9 protein-coding genes are annotated in these 14,088 nt (G+C 46.6%); 3 read left to right on the top strand and 6 right to left on the bottom strand.

Annotated features, from left to right (window positions below):
* Window positions 1-139: 139 nt before the first annotated feature.
* Window positions 140-1,222: a glycerol dehydrogenase gene (locus tag R7H07_RS14520; protein WP_206959317.1), complete on the bottom strand. Its 1,083-nt coding sequence runs from the start codon at window positions 1,220-1,222 to the stop codon at window positions 140-142.
* Between the two features lie 353 nt (window positions 1,223-1,575).
* Between R7H07_RS14520 and dhaK the strand changes: the two genes are divergently transcribed.
* Genes dhaK through ptsP form a run of 3 tightly spaced genes read left to right on the top strand, consistent with a single transcriptional unit; the run spans window position 1,576 to window position 5,686 of the window.
* Window positions 1,576-2,634, top strand: a complete 1,059-nt coding sequence (gene dhaK / locus R7H07_RS14515; RefSeq protein WP_206959315.1) for a dihydroxyacetone kinase subunit DhaK — start codon at window positions 1,576-1,578, stop codon at window positions 2,632-2,634.
* A 15-nt stretch (window positions 2,635-2,649) separates the two neighbouring features.
* Entirely contained in the window at window positions 2,650-3,285 is a 636-nt protein-coding gene (dhaL, locus tag R7H07_RS14510; protein ID WP_206959313.1) for a dihydroxyacetone kinase subunit DhaL, read from the top strand.
* A 1-nt stretch (window position 3,286) separates the two neighbouring features.
* Window positions 3,287-5,686, top strand: coding sequence for a phosphoenolpyruvate--protein phosphotransferase (ptsP, locus tag R7H07_RS14505; protein ID WP_206959311.1), 2,400 nt, complete (start codon window positions 3,287-3,289; stop codon window positions 5,684-5,686).
* Window positions 5,687-5,700: 14 nt separating this feature from the next.
* Here ptsP and dhaR read toward each other — a convergent pair whose 3' ends face one another.
* The 5 genes from dhaR to R7H07_RS14480 all read right to left on the bottom strand — a co-directional run bounded on the left by dhaR (window position 5,701) and on the right by R7H07_RS14480 (window position 14,026).
* On the bottom strand, window positions 5,701-7,692 hold the full coding sequence (gene dhaR / locus R7H07_RS14500; protein ID WP_242539584.1) for a dihydroxyacetone kinase operon transcriptional regulator DhaR: 1,992 nt from the start codon (window positions 7,690-7,692) through the stop codon (window positions 5,701-5,703).
* 145 nt (window positions 7,693-7,837) lie between these two features.
* Complete coding sequence (locus R7H07_RS14495) at window positions 7,838-8,368, bottom strand: MltR family transcriptional regulator (RefSeq protein WP_206959309.1); 531 nt, start codon at window positions 8,366-8,368, stop codon at window positions 7,838-7,840.
* An 86-nt stretch (window positions 8,369-8,454) separates the two neighbouring features.
* Complete coding sequence (locus tag R7H07_RS14490) at window positions 8,455-9,603, bottom strand: mannitol-1-phosphate 5-dehydrogenase (RefSeq protein ID WP_062730758.1); 1,149 nt, start codon at window positions 9,601-9,603, stop codon at window positions 8,455-8,457.
* Window positions 9,604-9,714: 111 nt separating this feature from the next.
* Complete coding sequence (locus R7H07_RS14485; protein ID WP_005379710.1) at window positions 9,715-11,667, bottom strand: PTS mannitol transporter subunit IICBA; 1,953 nt, start codon at window positions 11,665-11,667, stop codon at window positions 9,715-9,717.
* Between the two features lie 595 nt (window positions 11,668-12,262).
* A complete protein-coding gene (locus R7H07_RS14480) occupies window positions 12,263-14,026 on the bottom strand; it encodes a lysophospholipid acyltransferase family protein (RefSeq protein WP_170893671.1) in 1,764 nt (587 codons plus the stop codon).
* Window positions 14,027-14,088 lie beyond the last annotated feature (62 nt).

The following is a 14,088-nucleotide window of genomic DNA, read 5'->3' as shown; positions in this document are numbered from 1 at the left end:
TTACCTTCTTTTATCTAGGCTACTTGGTACTAAACTCTACACGAGAGAAAAGTTTCAAACTTTAATGTCCTCCGACACCAAGCGGCACATGCGAGAGTATGTGCCGCTTTTTTATTTAAGCCCACTTTAAGGGGGTGAGTTATTGACCCAACTGGTGAGCGGTTAGAATTGCAGAGTAGACATTTTCTGCCGTCACTGGGAATGGCATATTGTGGATGGTTTCTCCCTCGGCCGTTGAGGCTTCGGCGACCTCGCGCAACTTAGCGTGGTTAAGCTCTTTAACGCCCATATCAAATAAGTTGGTTGGTAGACCTACAGAGCGGCAGAATGCAAGAACCGTATTAATCTCTTCCATCGCTGCGTTTTCTAGTACCAGCTGAACTAGTGTGCCGAACGCGACTTTCTCACCATGATAGAGATGATGACACTCTTCAAGCTTAGTTAGGCCGTTATGAATAGCGTGAGCACCCGCTAGACCACTGCTTTCAAAACCGATACCGCTTAGGTATGTATTGGCTTCAATAATGTTTTCTACCGCTTTGGTGCTCACACCATTTTCTACCGCAGCTTTTGCTTTTACACCATCTTCAAGCAAGGTTTCATAGCAAAGTTTCGCAAGCGCTTGTGCTGAACGCGTCGCTAACCCACCAGCCATTGTTGCCTTACCAGAAGTCATGTTGGCACGAGCTTCAAAGTAGGTGGAAAGCGCGTCGCCCATCCCCGATACAAGTAAGCGAACAGGGGCTTTGGCGATGACTGACGTATCCATGATGACCATGTCTGGGTTTTTAGGGATCATCAAATATTCTGCAAATTCACCTTCAGGTGTGTATATCACCGCAAGCGCTGAGGTTGGCGCATCAGTCGAGGCAATCGTAGGAACCACCACGACAGGAATTTTTGTGTAAAACGCAACAGCCTTTGCTGTATCTAACGTTTTACCACCACCAATACCGACAATGACATCGTGTTTCTGAGTGGCACAAATGTCCGTGATGCGTTCAATCTCAACGCGCGAACATTCGCCACCAAAAATGTTCATAGTGAGTGGAAGCTTTTCGTCAGCAAAACTTTGTTTGACGTCATCACCAACCAGGTTAGTCACGAACTCATCGGCAATTACTAACGGACGTTCACCCAATGTTTTCGCATAGTGAGCGATAGATGTAAGTACTTGTTCACCTTGGACGTATTTGCTTGGGCTGATAATAATTTTGTCCATAATTCAAACCTTTAACCTTTTTTATGTGTGTTTTGGACTGCAATGAATATCCATTGTAGGGATAAGGTTTATATTAGGTTTGGTGTGGTAAGTGGTGAAGGATATCTCTGGTTTTGTTCCATGCTTTTATGACCTCTGTGTCAAACCGACTGTCAGAAGTAATAAGCATCAGCATGCTTTATGGCGACGATCACTATTCAAGAAAATTTGTCGTTTTTCGTTTCATATTGAAACAATAATGCCGAAGTTTTTGTTTCAATATGAAACGGATTGATTTTTGTTGAGCACGCTTTTTCTCTGTTTAAGATGAATTCATACCCTACATAAAAATATAAATGGAATGAGATAGAACGATGAAAAAGTTAATTAACCAAGTTGATGATGTTGTATTGCAGCAAATGGAAGGTCTGGCTTTATCTCGCCCAGAGCTAAAAGCGAACTACGAACCTCGTTACATGTGGCATGAGGAAACGCCGGGGCAAGTGGCATTGGTTTCTGGTGGTGGCTGTGGTCATGAACCTTTGCACGCAGGTTTTATTGGTAAAGGCATGCTGACAGGCGCCTGCCCAGGAGAGGTATTTACTTCACCTACACCTGATCAAATGTACGAATGTGGTAACCAAGTGAATACCGGTGAGGGCGTGCTGTTTATCATTAAAAACTACACCGGCGATGTGTTGAACTTTGAAACGGCCGTGGAGTTGCTTCATACCGATGGCATCAAAGTTGGGTCGGTGTTGGTGGATGACGATGTTGCAGTCAAAGACAGCCTGTATACCGCTGGTCGCCGTGGCGTCGCTGGAACGGTATTGGTTGAAAAGTTAGTTGGGGCTGCCGCGAGCAAAGGTTATTCGTTGGAGCAATGTGAAGCACTGGCTCGTCGCGTTAATAACCACTGTCGTTCATTTGGCGTGGCGCTTAACTCTTGTGTTGTACCCGCAGCAGGTAAACCATCTTTTGTTCTGGAAGATGGTGAAGTGGAGTTTGGTGTTGGTATCCATGGCGAACCAGGTATCAAGCGAGTGAAATACACCGATGTCGATACGTTAGTGGATGAAATGTTTGCTGAAGTTGCTGAAAACACACCTTATCAGCGCACATTGCGTAGTTGGAATCGTGACGAAGGTGAATGGGATGAAGTGGAATCCAGCATTGAGCCTTTCGCCGCTGAACACGACTACATCGTGATGGTGAATGGTATGGGTGGTACGCCAACTTCAGAGCTTTACGGAGTGTACCGTCGTCTGGCTCATAACTGCGAGCAAGTGGGGTTCCGTATCGTGCGGAATATGGTCGGTAACTTCTGTACGTCACTCGATATGGAAGGCGTTTCAATTACGTTGCTGAAGGCAGACAAAGAGATGTTGGAGCTGTTTGATGCTCCTGTCGATACGGCCGCGATCAAGTGGTAACAGGGGAGAGCAAACATGCAAATTGAAAAACAACATATCGTTCACTGGTTAGAGCTATGTGCAAAAACGTATCAAGAGAATCAAGATTTTCTGACCGACCTTGATCGTGATATTGGTGACGCCGACCACGGTCTCAATATGAACCGAGGCTTTAAAAAAGTTGCTGAAAAACTGCCGCAATTTGCGGACCAAAATATCGGCAGCATTCTCAAGAATACGGGCATGACCTTGCTTTCTAGTGTCGGTGGGGCAAGTGGCCCGCTGTATGGCACGCTGTTTATTCGCACGGCTGCCGCTGTCGGAACTCGAGAGCAACTAACGTTTGAAGAGTTAGTAGATGCACTAAAAAGCGGTGTGGATGGCGTAGTGTCTCGTGGTAAAGCGGAACTGGGTGATAAAACCATGTGTGATATTTGGTTACCCGTTTTAGTTAGCGTGAAGGCGTCGTTAGAAAATGGCATGAGCGCCGATCACTTACTGAATGAAATGGTTGAGCTAGCAGAAACGAGCGCGGTTGCCACGATTGAAATGTTGGCGAAAAAAGGGCGAGCAAGCTATTTAGGTGAACGTAGTATTGGCCACCAAGACCCCGGTGCAACCTCTTCTCTGTTAATGATTAAAGCACTACAGCAGGCAATAGCAGGTAATTAAGATGGTGGGAATTGTAGTTGTATCTCATAGTCGTCGACTTGCAGAAGGGGTGGCAGAACTTGCCACCCAAATGACGCAAGGCAAGGCCAAGCTTGCGATTGCTGCTGGGATTGATGATCCAGAGAACCCGATCGGAACCGATGCCATTGCCGTGATGGAAGCGATTGAGCAGGTACAAGATCAACAAGGGGTTGTTGTGTTGATGGATCTTGGCAGCGCGTTGCTTAGCACGGAAATGGCTCTGGATCTGATTGATGATCATGTGAGGGAAAATGTCACCCTTATCTCGGCACCTATTGTTGAAGGAACCATGGCGGCGTCGGTGGCTGCCGCCGCCGGACTGCCTTTATCGACGGTAGTCGAAGAGGCACAGAATGCGTTAAGCGTAAAACAAGAGCACCTTGGTGATCAGCCACTAACATCCGCTGAGATAGCGCCAGTATCAGAGAACTTTGAGCAAGAACGAACATTTGATTGGGTGGTGCAAAATCCGCATGGATTACATGCTCGTCCCGCTGCGGCCATTGTTGGTGCACTCGCGCCTTTTGACTGCCAATTATGGTTGAAAAAAGGCGAGCGCCGTGTGAACGCGAAAAGCTTAAACAGCATTTCGAAACTTGGCGTTCGTAGTCAAGAGACGATCACGCTGTGCGCACTCGGCTCTCAATCCAGTGAAGCAATCAAGGCATTTGAAGCCTTAGCTAGTGAGCACTTCGGAGAAAAAGAGGCGGTTGAGCAAGGCATTGTCGAACCTGAAGAAAGCTCGGATACTCTGCTCGATGGCATGGCCTCAAGTCAGATTGAAGGTGCTGTTGTTGGAATTCGAGTCAATGACGGTATCGCTACTGCTCCTGCTGTCCTTTTTACTCATGAAATGCCAGCTGTGCCTGAACGTGATTTCCAAAGTGAACAAGATGAAATTGAACGGGTTAAGCGTGCGATAGGCGTGGTTGTTCAACATTTGCAGGAGCAAGCGAAGCAGCCGAAAGGGGAAATATTTTCCGCTCATAGCATGATGCTCAGTGACCCAGAATTATGGGCATCGGTCGAGTCGCGAATTCAAACGGGCATGATAGCCGAGCAAGCTTGGGTAGAATCACTGCAAACGTTGGCCGAAGAGTTTCGCCAGGCAGAAAGTCAGTACATGCGGGAACGCGAAGCTGATGTGCATGATATCGCACGCCAAGTTATGGTTGAAATGACAGGCGTAACGCCTAATGCCATCGACATTCAGGAACCGAGTATTTTGTTGGCCCGCGACCTGATGCCTTCTGATGTGGCCGGGCTTGATAAATCGAAAGTGCTTGGTATCTGTTTGAGTGAAGGAGGAAAAACCTCTCACAGTGCGATTCTTGCTCGTGCGATGGGTATTCCTGCCATCGTTAAAGCTCAGGGCTGCCTTGATGCTGTGCGTGCTGGTCAAGTGGTGACTATTGATGGCTTCCGAGGGCATTTATGGTTCTCTCCTTCAGATTCCGTACAGCAGGAATTAGAAGCTCAGCAAATTGAGTGGCAAAGCACCCGACAAAGTGCACTAGCGAGTGCTCAGCAAGCCGCAGTCACCTGTGATGGTGTCTATATTCCAGTATTCGCCAATATTGGTGGACCGAAAGATATTGATGATGCACTAACATCAGGAGCTGAGGGCGTTGGTCTATTCCGGACTGAGTTTCTATTTCAAAACAGTGATGAGTTGCCGACTGAGGAAGCGCAATACCAAGTGTATCGTGATATTGCCGCCGCACTTGGTGATAAGCCACTTACGATTCGTAGTCTAGATGTTGGCGGTGACAAGCCTTTAGCCGCTTATCCTATGCCAGCAGAAGATAATCCATTTTTAGGTTTGAGAGGGGTGCGGTTGTGCCTTCAACATGAGTCATTGTTTACCGCTCAACTTCGAGCCATTCTGAGAGCCTTTCACGAGCAACCGAATATTCAATTGATGATACCGATGGTGGCTCAGGTTGAAGAAGTGAGAAAAGTCAAAGTGCTGTTGGCGCATCAAGCAAACCAACTCGGCTTGGATGTGACTCATTTGCCCGTTGGTATTATGATTGAGGTACCAGCCGCGGTGTTAAATGCTGATGCGTTAGCCCAAGAAGTCGACTTTTTCTCTATTGGCACCAATGATTTGACTCAATATGTTATGGCTGCCGATCGAGGTAACGCCGCTGTTGCTGAATTGGTGAACTACTTTGAACCATCGGTACTAAAAGCCATTGAGCTCACGTGTGCAGCAGGCGATCGCGCGGGCATACCGGTTAGTATGTGTGGTGAGATGGCTGGCGATCCAAATGCCACAGAAACATTGCTTCGCGTGGGGTTGCGAAAATTCAGCGCCAGTTCGAGTATGCTCCCGGGACTAAAAGCGCAGATTCGTCAGTTGTCTGTCGATGTTTAATCGATACCTTATCGTTAGTACATCTGTACCGGCGTGCTTACGCCGGTTTTACTTTTGTTATAGGAACGCCAATTCACGACGTAATACAGCTTCATTTGCTCCTGCAGCCCAAACTTATTAATTTTTCTCCATAAGGTCGTGCGGCCAATTTGCAATGCTTTCGCCATATCATGCATTTTGCCATCACACTGATTCCAAGCCTGAACAATCGCTCTTCTCTCGGCTTCTTCTAACGTGATTACTGGCGTATTTTCTGCGGTATGGCGAGAATTCAGTTTAATGTCTTCAGGAATATCGTTCAGCTTGATTAAGTTGGAACTGCGGTTAAGCAAAATTCGCTCAGTTCGATTTCTTAATTCAGAGTTGTTGCCTGACCAACGAAAATTCATCAACGCTTCCAGTGCGACTGGCTCTATCGAGATCGTCACATTGTGGCGGCGTTCATAATGGCTGATAAGTTGCTGGACGAGAAATTCAATGTCTTCTTTACGCTTTCGTAGTGGTGGAATATGCAGCTCGTTCGAGGAGATTTCATAATAAAGTTGCCGACCAAATGAGCGCTGAGTGACATACTCGCTGATCTCTGAAGCGGTGCTGGTAATAAGTTGAAAATCTACGGGGATCAATCGCAAACTGTCGCTGCGGCTGACGAGCCCAGTTTTTAACAACTTAAGTAGCACGGCTTGTAAATCGGGCGACAGATATTCCACCTTTTCTAAAAAGAGCGTACCGCCATGGGCGAGCTCAAACTTTGAAGGCATGCCTTGCCCTTCGTCATACCCCAGGGTTTCTTTGACCAGTTGCTCTGTATTGATGGAGCGGCAGTTGAGCGTAATGAACGGCCCTTCTTTGTAGGTGCTTTCGTTATGAATCGCCATGGCGAGAGTGGCTTTTCCTACACCTTCTTCACCCGTAATTAGAATCGGTGATTTGGACTTTATGGCCCGTTTTGCCACGGTAATGACATGCTTCATTTTTCGTGAAATGACGGGCAAAGTGCTGAACGTATAGCGCGCACTGCCACCTATTTGTTGTTGAGCAAGTTCGCGAATTTTATCGATAGGGTGCAAGAACAATAAGTGTGTGCCGTCATTGAGTGGACGCAAGGTGATGATCGCCTCAACAAACTCGCCACGAACCTCTACCGTTGTGAGTTTACGGTTTATGCTCGCACCTGACTCAATACTAGTAAGGACATTCGGTGGGAAGCGTAAAACAGAAAAGACTTCTTTATCCAAGACCTGACTGGCTTCAATGTTTAACAAGCGCTCGGACTGGTGATTTACCATTGTTATACGGCTTTCTTCATCCCAGGCCAGAAGGCCGTCATCCATGCACTCTAACGTTGCGTTATGCGCACAAGTGAGGCGGTTCATGTTTTCTTGTTCCGACTGAATGTGGATTTGCAAGCTGACTTCTTTCGCGCTCGACGCGATGATGACTAAGTCTTCTTTCTTATAGCTTTCCGCTTTTCTGAAAAGGCATGTTGTACCGCGTAATTTGCCAAATTGGTCAAAAACAGGCGCCGCTACAGAGGCATAAGAGTGCAAGTGGCGATTGAAATGTTCGGCGGCAAAAACTTCACACGGGATATGAGTATTGATACAGAGATTGACTGCATTTGTGCCTATCTTTCCTTCGGAGAGAAAACAGCCTTGTTTTATGCCGAGCGTTTGCATCTCTTGTCGCATAGAGTCGTGCCCGACGGTGGAGAGAATACAGCCGTTGCCATCGGTTACCATCAATACCAGGTCTTCGTCCCCTAGCATGTCGTAAGTGTCTTCAAGTACGGTCGTGGCGCATTCGATGAGATGTTCGTTGCGCTTCATTAGAGATGAGAAGGTAAATCCAGAGGCAATATGTGGTTTTGACCAGGTGTAAGGGCTGCATTGCTTTATGCAACGCTCCCACGACTCGAGGACGGGAGTGCGGGAAAATTCTGGAGATACCCAGTGGTGTTTCTGGAAAAACTCCCACTTAGTTTTAGTGTCTTCGATTGAAAGCATGCGATACCGTTTCAATACTAGCGATAGATTGGTCTGATGTTACAGAGACATCGGAATATGGACTGTGATGGCTTTCACGCACGTTGTATAGAAGAATGTGCAAAAAGAGGGGCGAGTTGAGGAGGCTTCCTTGCCAGTTTTTCGATTAAAAAGGGCTGTCTTTGCCGAGCTCATTGCAAATCTCGACAATGGCAAGTGAGAGCCCTGACTTAATGATTTGTTGTTGACGTTGCAGTTGTAGCTGATAAAACTCAAGGTCGATGTCGTCATCTGGTTCGCTGACTTCCAGTTGTACCATGCCCATTTTCTTCACCAAGTGCAGTTTCTTAATTGGTTCTAGAATATTCGGGTCAGTGAATTCGTAATCTGAAGCGTCATTATTGAGTTGGTTTTTGAGTTTGATGATGTCTTCGATGTCGTGGTAAATGTCATCGGGGAGCACCCCCAAGCCAAACAATAACTTCAAACGAACAGACAGATCGCCCAGCGGTCCAGAGTCTTGTAGCAGCGGACCGACAACCGATTGAACAGCGAAGTTATCTTTACGAAAGATTCTTTGCACCAACCCGTCGATCGAATCGTTAAAAACGTCGACTGCTGCAATGAAAAAGCCTCGTACCGATGGGGCGCTGTTTAATCGCTCAATGATCTCGGTTTCGTTGATGTTATCTGCCATATACTGAATACATTTCTAATTATTAGCTATCCCAACTCTTCAAGCAGAGAAGGGCATAGAAGGGGAGCCGAGCTCCCCTAGGTAAATCAAAGTTGGTTGTAAAGTGTCTCGATTTGAGCCACTTCAGCACTGTCTTCTGCAAGACCTGTGTATGTCGCTAGCGTCTTCTTCACACCCACTTCTTTTAATGAGTTTTGTAGCTCTACGGCTTGTGGGTCAGTGTCGTTAGTGTACTTCAACGCAGCGGCAATGCCTTTCAAAAGTGTTTGATTTTCAGTGCCATACTCAATTGTACCGAGTAAAGGCTTCACTAATCTATCGTTTGCACCCAATTTTCGAATTGGTTGACGACCTACGCGATCCACCTCATCCACTAAGTATGGGTTGGCAAAGCGTCCTAAAATCTTCTCGATGTAGGCGTTGTGCATGTCACGGTCGAAGCCGTAGCGTTTGATCAGCACTTCACCACTCTCTTGCATCGCCTGTTTTACTTCAGCGTGAATGCTAGGGTCTTCAATTGCTTCACGAATGGTGCGATGGCCTTTCAAGCAACCTAGGTAAGCGGTAATGCAGTGGCCTGTATTGAGAGTGAATAGCTTGCGTTCTACGAATGCCATTAGGTTGTTGGTTCTTTCCATGCCAGCTATGTCAGGGATTTCGCCCTTGAATTGCTGCTCATCCACAATCCATTCGCTAAAGCTCTCTACCGTCACTTCTAGTGGGTCATCGTTCGCTGCTTCTGCTGGTGGCACGATGCGGTCTACCGCTGAATCGACAAAGCCAACCAATTCGTCTGCTTTCGCGTGCAATGATTCATCCAAGTGTTTGTACACTTCACCTTTTAGGTGTGTGGTGCCACGAACCATGTTTTCACACGCGATGATGTTCAATGGCTTATCGTTACCTGCTGCAAAGCGCTTAGCAATGCCGGTAGCGATGGTTTTTGCAATGATGTCCAGTACGTTAGGGCCAACCGCTGTTGTGACCAAGTCGGTTTTTACAATGCGGTCAATGACATCTTCACTGGCTGAGTTTACCGCGGTGACGTGAGTTACTGTGTCGATTTGGCACTCAGTACCGACCACTTTTACTTTGTATTCTTGCTTGTGACTCAGTTGGTCGACGAGTGGAGCGTCAACGTCTGCAAATGTGACCTCGACTTCTGCATCTGCTAAGAGTTTTCCGATGAAGCCACGACCAATGTTACCTGCGCCAAAATGAACTGCGTTTTTCATAATTCTTACCTACCAATGTCTAAAATGTTGACTTACGAAACTAGGGGGAGGCCAACCGCATAGGGGGTGACAGCTGACCTCATTTGCCTCAGGAGCAAATTAAAGGGGTAATTAAGCCGCTTGTTGACCGCCAAGGATGTTCAGAATCTCTTCCACATCGTTGGTGCTGGTTAGCTTCTCAATTGCCTCCGGCTCATCGAGCGCGTTCGTAATGGTGGTAATCACCTGGATGTGCTCATCGTTCTTAGCGGCAATGCCGATAACCAGTTTCGCTACATCATCGTCGTCTTCAGTAAATTGGATACCCGATGGGTATTGGCAGATTACAATGCCGGTTTTCTTCACGCGGTCTTTCGCTTCTACCGTGCCGTGAGGCACTGCGATAGATTCGCCTAGGTAAGTTGGAACCAATGCTTCACGCTCAAACATCGCGTCTACGTATTCTGGTTCTGCGTAGCCAAGTTCGACCAACTTGTTGCCCGCGAAGCGAATCGCTTCTTCTTTGTTGGCAGCTTTCAAACCTAGGTGAATGTTTTCACGCTGGATTTGGAACACCGACGTTTGCTGTGGCTCGAAGTTGTCGTCGTTTGCTGCCACGAGCGAAACTTTTACCATTTGGTCGTCATTGGCTGCGGATTGGTTTTGCGCTGCTAGTAGTTTGGTGACTAGCTGGTTGTACATCTCGCTGTCTAGGAAGTTAGTCAATGAAATGTGGTGTGCGTTTGGAGCATGCTTACGTGCACGATCCGTTAAGTCTTTATGAGTAATCACGATATCTGCACTCTCTGGTAAGCTGTTAATGGCAAGGTTGGTTACGTGGATGTTCAGACCTGCGTCTTGAACCTTTTTGCGTAGCATGCTCGCGCCCATTGCACTCGAGCCCATGCCCGCATCACAAGCGACAATGATGCTTTGTACTGTCGCTAGGTCTACGTCACCTTTGCTTTGGCTGTTTACCACCGCATCGTTTTTAGATGCAGATTTCATGTCTTTCATTTGTGATGTTGCTTTTTCTAGTGCTGCTTCATCACCGTCTTCTTCTGTTGACGTTTGAGTCTTCATTAGCAGTGCTGCTACGGCGAATGACACGCCTGTTGCTGCTGCGATAGACGCTAGAACACCAACGATTGAGCCTTTCTGAGTCATCAACAAGATTGCAAAGATTGAACCTGGTGATGCTGGAGAAACGATACCTGCGTTAAAGATAGTTAGAACGAATACGCCAGTCATACCACCTGCGATAGCCGCAAGGATTAGGCGAGGGTTCATTAGGATGTATGGGAAGTAAATCTCGTGGATACCGCCGAAGAAGTGGATGATTGATGCACCACCTGCAGTTTGACGAGCCGTACCTTTACCAAACACCATGTAAGCTAGCAGGATACCTAGACCAGGACCTGGGTTTGCTTCGATTAGGAAGAAGATCGACTGACCTGTTTCAGACGCTTGCTGGATACCCAGTGGAGAGAAAATACCGTGGTTGATCGCATTGTTTAGGAAAAGGATCTTCGCAGGTTCAACGAAGATTGAAGTCAGTGGTAGTAGGTGAGCAGAAACTAGGAAGTTAACGCCGGCCGCCAAGCCACCAGAAAGAATTTTTACGAATGGACCGATAAAGATGAAAGCAAGGATCGCACATAGCATGCCGATGATGCCCGCAGAGAAGTTGTTAACCAACATCTCGAAGCCACTTTTTACTTTACCATCGATGTAGTTATCGAATTTCTTGATAGCCCAGCCGCCCATTGGGCCGACCATCATTGCCCCCATAAACATTGGGATGTCTGTGCCGACAATCACACCCATTGTTGTGATTGCACCGACTACCGCACCACGATCGCCACCAACTAATTTACCACCGGTGTAACCGATAAGTAGTGGCAGCAAGTAGGTAATCATTGGGCCAACCATAGAGGCTAACGTTTCGTTTGGTAGCCATCCAGTTGGGATAAATAGAGCAGTGATAAAGCCCCACGCGATAAACGCGCCGATGTTTGGCATTACCATGTTTGACAGAAAACGACCAAAATTTTGTATCTTGATCTTGGCATCTGGTGATATCATAACAATTCCCCGTTCGATGTTCTGATGAATCTTGTTGTAGTAAACGGTTCGCCAAAACCGTTTGTTTGATTGCTTAGTACCCAATCAATTTACCACACATTTTCCAATTGGAACTGACAACGGGTTTTTCGTGATCTACGCCCGCATTTCTTAGGCTGAGAAACGGTTTTTAAGTGACCAAGTTCAACTTATTAACTTGTAACTTAATAACAAAAAGCCACTTTTAAATCTGTCAATAAAAATATTAGTGATCAATCCGATCTTCTGACAAATTTAAAATCAAAATACTTTGTGACTTTGATCACTTTTGATTTTTTTTGAAATTCGAATTAAATACTTGCGATGATCAATATCACGTTTTGTGTTGAGTTGTGGTGGATTTAAAGTGTGACTTGGGTCTGCTTTTGTTTTTTGTGAAAGTTTGTGACGGAATTGGTGAGATAAATGCTATCTAGATCTTTCGATAGATTGTATCTATAAGAGTCTTTTCGGCGCACTTCACGGAGCACGCCTAATTAGTTGATTAAAGGGTAAATAAAGAGAGTCGCCACACGGTTCTTCTTGTGATTCCCAACTCTCTACTTAATCACTGTTCTTAATCATCGTTGCTATTAGTATGATAGACGAGGTAGTCATGAGCTTGCTCGCGTCCCATATACCTTGCCAACGTCTTTTCTTGAACATCGCGCAAATCCACCATAATCAATCCATCTAGAGCGTTATTGAATGCAGGGTCGACGTTGAAGCATACCAGCTTGCCATTGAGGCTTAAGTACTGACGCAGCAAAACGGGCACTCCTTTCCCTTCATCGATTCTGGCAATGACACGTGACAATAGCTGTAAATCACCCAGAGCAGTGAGCATGCTGGTGTTCCAGTCACGGTGGTGCTCAGGAAGTGGGTTAGAAGGTGTGACGTACTCTGCGCAATTGTTGTCGTAGTGGTGCAGTGTCATTGATTGAGCCAGTAATTGACGTGCAGTATCGCTATAATCGTTGCTAATGCTTACCGGACCAAATAGGTGCGTGTAATCTGGGTTTTGATGAACGAACGTTGCGATGCCTTTCCACAGTAGCAGTAGCGCGCTCATGCTCTTTTGATATTGCTGTGCAATCACAGAGCGCCCCATCTCAATGGATTTACCCATTTGGTCGATAAAGCGTTGGTCATAGTTAAACAACGTTCGTGAATACAGACCTGCTACGCCGCGCTTTTCAATCAGTTGATCAACCAGACCTAAACGATACGCGCCCACCAAGCATTGGTTCTCTCTGTCCCACACAAACAGATGCAGGTAATCATGATCGAAATGGTCAATGTCTATTGCTAGTCCAGTCCCTTCGCCAACTTGTCGGAAATTGAGCTCACGTAGGCGACCAATTTCATGCAGTAGGGAAGGGATACTCTGCGACTCCGTGCAGTAAACATCGAACTCACCACTTGTTAGCAGCTTGGACTCTTTTGGTAAGTTGTTCAGCTCTTCAAGCAATTCGCCTACGGGTAACCCTGCCGCTATTGGAGAGAGCAGTTCTGATGAAGAAGAAGGCTTAACTGATTGGGTTTCACGATTGAGCAAGTAAGTGTTGAGCCGCAAATAGTTCACCACTTGATCATCGTTAAGTGTGTTGAGCTCTTTGAATTTAATCGCTTGGCCAAAAGACAAGTTGATGGTTTGTGCATGTTTGTTCAGTAGCTCCCGCCCGAGCATTAGGGTACGCAAAAGTGGATGGATTTTCCCTGCCATATAGAAGCGTTTCGAGTTCTGACCACTGATGAATACTGGAACTGTCGTTGCTTTGTTTTTGCGGATCAGGCTACTTACGCTTCGACTCCACGCTTTGTCTTCCAAGCGTTGCTGTTTGGCATCGACTAACTGGGAAACCTCACCGGCAGGAAAGACAAGCAATAAGCCGCCACTTGCGAGGTGTTTATTAGCCGCTCTGAGGGCCTTCATATTCGATTTGACGGCGTCTCTGCCTTCAAACACATCGACACCAATGAAGAGCTGATCTAACTCTGGTACGGTTTTCAGGTATTGATTGGCTAGAATTTGGATATCGTCTCGTACCATCAACAAGAGTTCGGCCAAGATGACGCCTTCCACACAACCAAGCGGGTGGTTCGCCACAATGACGGTAGCTCCTTGTTTAGGTACTGAGTCGAGTGAACCATGAGCAATGCGATAATCGATACCTAAGATATCCAGCGTGAAGCGGAGAAAAGTTTTGATATCGGCATTAACGGGGCGTTGAGCGTAGAACTTATCAAGTTGGTTTAAACCGGTTGCCCATTCAGCAACGTTTTCACCAATGCCAAACGGCGTTTTACGAGGGAGACGAAAAGGGGTTGAACTATCCATATTTACCTCAGCGTACAAGTTGCTGATTGGATAGTAGAAATTACAGATGACAGTTCAGAGGC

Origin of the sequence: Vibrio sp. Vb1127, assembly GCF_033338735.1 — a bacterium.
Taxonomy (GTDB): Bacteria; Pseudomonadota; Gammaproteobacteria; order Enterobacterales; family Vibrionaceae; genus Vibrio; species Vibrio alginolyticus.
The sequence above is the reverse complement of the archived record's forward strand: the minus strand, read 5'-3'. Positions and strand labels throughout refer to the sequence as shown.

Coding starts and splice junctions, on each gene's coding strand:
- dhaL (WP_206959313.1), top strand. CDS start 2,650: ATGCAAATTGAAAAACAACATATCGTTCACTGGTTAGAGCTATGTGCA.
- ptsP (WP_206959311.1), top strand. CDS start 3,287: ATGGTGGGAATTGTAGTTGTATCTCATAGTCGTCGACTTGCAGAAGGG.
- R7H07_RS14520 (WP_206959317.1), bottom strand. CDS start 1,222: ATGGACAAAATTATTATCAGCCCAAGCAAATACGTCCAAGGTGAACAA.
- R7H07_RS14485 (WP_005379710.1), bottom strand. CDS start 11,667: ATGATATCACCAGATGCCAAGATCAAGATACAAAATTTTGGTCGTTTT.
- R7H07_RS14495 (WP_206959309.1), bottom strand. CDS start 8,368: ATGGCAGATAACATCAACGAAACCGAGATCATTGAGCGATTAAACAGC.
- dhaR (WP_242539584.1), bottom strand. CDS start 7,692: ATGCTTTCAATCGAAGACACTAAAACTAAGTGGGAGTTTTTCCAGAAA.
- R7H07_RS14490 (WP_062730758.1), bottom strand. CDS start 9,603: ATGAAAAACGCAGTTCATTTTGGCGCAGGTAACATTGGTCGTGGCTTC.
- dhaK (WP_206959315.1), top strand. CDS start 1,576: ATGAAAAAGTTAATTAACCAAGTTGATGATGTTGTATTGCAGCAAATG.
- R7H07_RS14480 (WP_170893671.1), bottom strand. CDS start 14,026: ATGGATAGTTCAACCCCTTTTCGTCTCCCTCGTAAAACGCCGTTTGGC.